5 protein-coding genes are annotated in these 6,234 nt (G+C 61.6%); 3 read left to right on the top strand and 2 right to left on the bottom strand.

Going from position 1 to position 6,234, the window contains the following annotated elements; genetic code table 11:
• Positions 1-1,796: winged helix-turn-helix domain-containing protein (locus tag ACODTY_RS22925; protein ID WP_488996484.1), on the top strand; the 1,796-nt coding region annotated here is incomplete at its 5' end.
• 306 nt (positions 1,797-2,102) lie between these two features.
• Here ACODTY_RS22925 and ACODTY_RS22920 read toward each other — a convergent pair.
• A complete protein-coding gene (locus tag ACODTY_RS22920; protein WP_488996483.1) occupies positions 2,103-3,110 on the bottom strand; it encodes a DUF3592 domain-containing protein in 1,008 nt (335 codons plus the stop codon).
• Between the two features lie 263 nt (positions 3,111-3,373).
• On the opposite strand from ACODTY_RS22920, the gene ACODTY_RS22915 reads away from it, so the two are divergent.
• Together ACODTY_RS22915 and ACODTY_RS22910 are read left to right on the top strand one after the other, a co-directional pair.
• Complete coding sequence (locus tag ACODTY_RS22915; RefSeq protein ID WP_488996482.1) at positions 3,374-4,387, top strand: AraC family transcriptional regulator; 1,014 nt, start codon at positions 3,374-3,376, stop codon at positions 4,385-4,387.
• Positions 4,384-5,334, top strand: coding sequence for an AraC-like ligand-binding domain-containing protein (locus tag ACODTY_RS22910; RefSeq protein WP_488996481.1), 951 nt, complete (start codon positions 4,384-4,386; stop codon positions 5,332-5,334). Before ACODTY_RS22915 ends, ACODTY_RS22910 begins: the two co-directional genes overlap by 4 nt.
• Before the next feature lie 27 nt (positions 5,335-5,361).
• On the opposite strand, the gene ACODTY_RS22905 is transcribed toward ACODTY_RS22910, so the two are convergent.
• The coding region (locus ACODTY_RS22905) for an IS481 family transposase (RefSeq protein WP_488996480.1) at positions 5,362-6,234 on the bottom strand (873 nt) is incomplete at its 5' end.

Raw genomic sequence — 6,234 nt, 5'->3', positions numbered from 1 at the left:
CTTGTCAGGTCGGACTATCTCGCGCGGAGCCCCTGCACGTCACCGATCGTGAAGTTCGACTATTTTCACAAGGACAGCTAATATACGAACTGGTCGCAGACGGGGGCGGCCAGCGGGGGCGGCGGAACATGAAGCCCGAGCGCATCTATGAATTCGCGGGCCATACGCTCGATCTCGGTCGCGGCAGGTTCCAGCGAGGTCATGAGGATATCGCCTTACGCCCGAAATCCTTGGCGCTCCTGACCTATCTTCTCGAAAATCCCGGAAGGGTCATTGAGAAGGAGGAACTGATCGGCGCGCTCTGGCCGAACTCGATCGTGACCGACGATTCGCTCAGCCAGTGCCTGAAGGACGTCCGCTCGGCCCTCGGCCCAGCGGCCGAGGGGCTTATCCGTACCGTGCCACGGCGCGGTTACTTGATGGACGCCGGCCAGGTGCGAAGCCGCAGTCGGCTTCCCGCCCGGCAATCGGAAAAGCCATCGATCGCCGTGCTGCCTTTTCGGCCGCTGGCCGATGACCGCGAACACCACTGGTTCGCGGAAGGGGTGGCCGACGATATTGCGACCGCGCTGACGCGAAGCCGCCAACTGACCGTGGTGTCTCGGCTCGCCGAGCCGTTGCCATCGCCGTCTGCGGCCGCGGTCACGGAGACGCTGGACGTGCACTATACAGTCGACGGCAGCGTGCGGCTGGCGGGGGACCGCCTGCGTGTATCCGCCCGGCTGGTCGATTGGCCTTCGGGCACGATCCTATGGGCGGACCGCTTCGACCGCTTCCTGAGCGACGTCTTCGCCATCCAGGACGAGATCACCGAAGCGATCGTGCGGCATCTTGAACTGGAACTCCTACCGGAGGAGAGGCAGGCGCTGCAGCTCTCCCGCACCGAAAGCATGGAAGCCTACACCTATTATCGTCACGGCTGGCAGTTGGCGCGGCACTGGACCAAGACCTACCTGATCGTCGCACGCCGCATGTTTGTCCAGGCGGCCGAGCTCGATCCCACCTTCGCGCGCGCCCATTCGGCGGCCGCCCTGTGCGATTGCTTCCTGCTGAGATGGTTCGCCAGCAGCGAGACTCCGGGTGCCATCCTCATTATGGCGGAAAAGGCGCTGGCGCTCGATCCGAACTTGGCCGAGGCGCAGGTGGCCCGCGGGCTTGCCCTGCAGCGGCTGAGCCGCACGGACGAAGCACGAACCGCATATGCAACGGCATCGACTCTCGACCCGGCTTGCTACGAGGCGCGCCTGTTCGCAGGTCATCTCGCCTGGCTGAACGGCCAACGCGACCTTGCCAAAGAGCAGTTTATCGAAGCGGCGCAATTGCGCCGGGACGATTATCTCGGCCCTTATTTCATTCTCGGCGTCACGGACAGGGGCACTTCCGAGCAAGAGCGATGGGTCCGGCTCGCCCTGGATCTGGTCGAGCGTGCAGCGGTGCTGCAACCGGAGAATCCCGCGCCGCTGTCACGCGGCGCTATCGTGCTCGGCTTGCTCGGCGAATTTTCACGGGCACTTTCGTGGATCAAGCGTGCCGTGACGCTCGATCCGGACGATCCAGTAACGTGTTACAATGCCGCGGTAGTTTTCTCGGTCGTCGGCGAACAGGATACGGCCTTGCGCTTTCTCGAAACCTATGTGCGGCAAAGCGCGGCGGACATGGTCGACCTGATCCGCAACGACAGGGAACTTGACGGCCTCCGCAGTCACCCCGCATACGAAGCGCTGATCGCGAGAGGATGGCAACCGCGCTCCCTCGAACTGGACGGCGACGAAGGGGAAGGACCGTCCGTGAGATGACCGGGGACCACGTTGGCGACTTGGCTAATCGCATAAGGATCGCCGGCTGCAAGGTAGGCTACGCTCGAGAACGCTTTGGCGAAGTCCGCTCCCTTATCCGCCCTGCCGTGGGCGGAATAGGCGAACCCGCCAACCCCCGTAGCCCTATCGCTGCCAAAAATGCTGCGTCCGGGATGTCCGAGTGTCGGCATGAGCGGATGTGAAGCAGTCGATAGGCGCTGGTTGTCCTTGCTGCGGCGATAATTCGACGTCGATCATCACTTAACTATTCCACTAGTTTGATTTTCTCGCGCGTGATCGCTGCGGTCAGGTGTCGAAGCCGGCGAGGAGAAAAAAGGCGAGCACGAGCGCACCGGCGCCTCCGCAGATCGCGCTGAACACGAGCGGCGCCGCGGATCCTTTCCTGTTGCCGGGATCGAGCATGGCCGTTCGCGGCTCCGCGGGATTGTAGTGCACAACCACGGGCTTGCCGGACGGGAAGGCGGCGACCGCCTTCTCGGCCTGCTCGCGCTGTCCGTAGATCGGAATCCACTCGCCGAGTGCGTTTGTGCCGACGTAACTGCGTTCACCGACCAGATACCGATATCGCACGTCGGCACGATACCGCTTCTTGATACGGAGTGTCTCATCGTCGGGATCGCCACCCTTGGACTCGATCGTCTCCTTGATCACCGCTGATTTGGTAATCGTGCCTTCGACGGCGGGCCACAGCGCCGCGGCGTGGGCTTTCCGTTGGCTATCGAGAAAAGTCGCGATGCCGGCGGTGGCCGCTGCCAAAGCGAGAATTGGCAGCGCGAACGCAAAAAGCGGCACGCCGTGCGCGGCATAGATCACCTTCCCGGCAAAGGCATGGATGACGAGGAAGAGGGCAGCAAGACCGGAGACCAGGGTGTATCCGAACTGGGCGATGAGGCCATCCTTTCGGGCAGGCTCGAGCATCGCATCTTTGGGATTGTGTGGATCGTAATGGACATCGACTTGCGCGCCCACCGGATATCGCGCCGTGAGCGCTTCGGCGTGGGCGCGCACCATCGGAATGCGGTCGCGCGAATTGACGGCATCGCTCTCGAAGGGCAGCGCGCCGACGCGATAGCGATATCGGATCGTCGCCGTGACATCGGCTCGGTCGTCGGATGTATGCGTGGGCGGCAATATGACGTCCGATGCGAGGATATCACCCGTCGTGACGGGCCAGCTCTCGCGGGATTTTTGGGCGCGATGCTGACGACACAAAGAATAGACCGCGGAAAGGAACAGGACCACAGTGACCACGGCCGCGATCGTGGTCCACATCGATTGGGTTGGATTGAACATGGTTTTCCTCAGAGTTGTGGGCAAACCACCAACCCGGCCCGGGATTGAGATGCTTGATTTGCCTGCCCCGGCGGCATCGCCGCCCTGAAATCTGGCTGTTACGATAACAGGGCTTGCGGCACCCGGCTTGGGCTGGGCGACACTGTGAATTAAGCCGGACGGCAGTACTTTATTGCCAAGATGACAGGCCGGGAGTCTCTATGCCGGAACGCTAAATAATTGCTTCCGAATAGCCCAAGAGATATTTTTTCAGGCGCTGTATTGTGGTGCTTGTGGAAGGCACAGGGGGCGACGCGCCGTTGGCGAGGGGAAATTCAGGAGTCCATCAGTTTTCGACCGACGACTTTCCGGACCGCGACAAGGCCTCGGTCTGGCGGGAGCATTTCGGCGACGCCATTGCAAAGATGGATATGACGGTGCTGGGCGACGAACCGTTCCGTTGCGTCTCGCAGATCAGAACCCTTCCTGACCTGACGATCTGGTCCTGCGCGATCACCGAATCCGAGGTCCGACGTACCCGGGCGCATGTCGCCGATGGCGACGACAGCCTGGTGTTGGCTATCATGCGTAAAGGCCGGTCCGCCGTCACGCAAGCCGGGCGCGAGGCGGTCTTCGGAAACGGCGACGCCTTGCTCTGGGCCACAGACAAATCCGGCGTCTATCGCAATCTAAGCGCGGTGGAACTGCTTTGCCTCAAACTTCCCAGACGCGGGTTGATGTCGACGGTGACGCGTCTCGATACGATGATGATGACGACGATTCCCGCCTCGAGCGAAGCGCTTAGACTGCTGACGAGCTATGTTCGCGTTCTTAACGACGATCCCGCCCCCCTGACACCGGAATTACAGGCGCTGAGCGCTGCCCATATCCACGACCTCGTGTCTCTGGCTCTGGGCGTGGCGCGCGAAGCCTCCGTGATCGCTCGATCGCGGGGCCTGCGGGCTGCACGTCTCTACCGCGTCAAAACTGATATCATCGCAAATCTAGGCAAAGCCGAGGTCAACGTTGACGACCTGGCGGTTCGTCACGGAATCTCCCCGCGCTATATCCGGACCCTCTTCGACGATGACGGCACCACCTTCTCGGATTTTCTGCGTGAGCAGAGATTGCGGCGGGCCCGGCGTCTGTTGTCCGATCCCGCTTCCGCCGAACGCAACATCGGCAGGATCGCCCATGATTGCGGGTTCAGCAGCGTGCCTTATTTCAACCAGGCGTTTCGCCGCCGCTACGGCATGACGCCGTCCGATGTACGTGCCGCAACGAAGAGCTCCTCATGAGCGACTTTCGCTTTTCGACGAAGCAGTTTCATGAACGCGATGCGATTGCTTCCTGGCGCGAGATCTTCGGCCAGACCATCGCCAACCTTGACATGGAGCCCGCAAAGGACCGGCCTTTTCGCGGGGAAGCCTTCGTTCGCAGCCTGCCGGAATTGTCTATCGGACTGGTCTCGACGACGGCCAACCGGATCACGCGCACCAGAACACTGATTCAGGATAGAAACGACGACGTGATTCTCGGGATCATGTTGAAAGGGCGTGCCGAGATTTACCAGGAGAAGTTTGGCGAGGTTGTCGTGGATCAGGGCGATGCGGTCGTTTGGTCGAACGAGACGCCCGGACATAGCTTCTACGACGAGCCGATCGATTTTCTATCGATCGCGATCCCGCGCAGCGCGCTCCTGCCGCATCTGTTGCACCCTGATAAGGCGGCGCCGGCTGTCATCAGGGGCGACAACCGCATACTACGCCTGCTGGCCCTCTACGTGCAGTCGATGCAGAAGATGAACATGCCTGCCAGCGTGCAGTCGATCGCGTCCATGCATGTTCGCGATCTCGTCGGTACGCTGCTCGGGCCGAAAAGCGATGCCGCGGCGCGCCGGGGTGTGTTCGACGCGAGGTTGCGCGCGATCAAGATCGATATCGCGACCAATCTCACCAGTCCCAACCTCACCATCAGCGCGATCGCGGCACGCCATCACCTGTCGGACCGTTCGATCAGGACGCTATTCAACTACGAGAACACGACGTTCTCGGATTTCGTCCTTGGAGAAAGGTTGGCGCTCACGCATCGGCGTCTGAGTGATCCGGATTTTGCCGGTTACACAATCAGTGCCATTGCAGTCGAATCCGGCTTTGGCGACATTTCCTACTTTAACAATGCGTTTCGGCGTCGCTATGACTGCAAGCCAAGCGACGTGCGCGCCATGGCGCGAGCCTCTCAATAGAACTCTCTGATCACGGTCCTCTCCGTTCTAGCTGTGGAGCCTCAATAGGTTGTCCTGATCGAAGCCGAGGCGGCTGATGGGTGGTTTTGATTGTAAGCTGCCATGCGGCCTGTGCCAATTGTAGCGATGAAGCCAGCGTGGCAGTTCGGCGGTGCGCTCATGAGATGTGTTGTAGGCCCGGGCGTAAGCCCATTCGCGCAGGCTCGTCTGAATGAAGCGCTCGGCCTTTCCATTGGTCCTGGGCGTGTACGGCCTAATGAATATCTGACGCAGACCCAGACGCTTGCAGGCAGTCCGGAAAGCTTTTGACCGGTAGCAGGAGCCGTTGTCGGTCATCACGCGCTGCACTTTGATGCCGAGGCTGGCGTAGTAAGCGATGGCAGCTTCGAGGAAGATGACAGCGCTCTCCTTGCGCTGGTCGGGCATGACTTGGACGAAAGCGACGCGCGAGGCATCGTCGATGCAGACGTGGACGAACTCCCAGCCGATGCCGAGATGGCGGTTGACCGCGCCAGGATATCGCCCGGTGATGCGGTGCCCCACAGAGCCGATCCGGCCGAGCTTCTTGATGTCGAGATGGATGAGTTCACCGGGATGCTCGCGCTCATAGCGGCGCACCGGCTCGGCCGGCTCCAGGTCTTTCAGTCGCGATAGGCCGACGCGTGCCAGCACCCGGCTCACCGTCGCCTCAGACACGCCGGTTTCGCTGGCGATGTGCTTGCCGGTCAGGCGCTGCCGGCGCAGCGCAGCGATCTCGTCCGCTACTGCGGCTTCGGTTTGCTTCGGGCTTGTCTTCGGCCGCGAGGAACGATCGATCATGCCGGCGCTTCCCTCGACCCGGAAGCGCTCCGCCCAGCGCGCCACCTCCTTCGCAGTCACTCCGTATGTCCGCGCCGCGTC

It is taken from the genome of Mesorhizobium sp. FG116, assembly GCF_057809835.1.
Note: the sequence above shows the minus strand (reverse complement) of the source record. Positions and strands in the feature narration are given on the sequence as shown.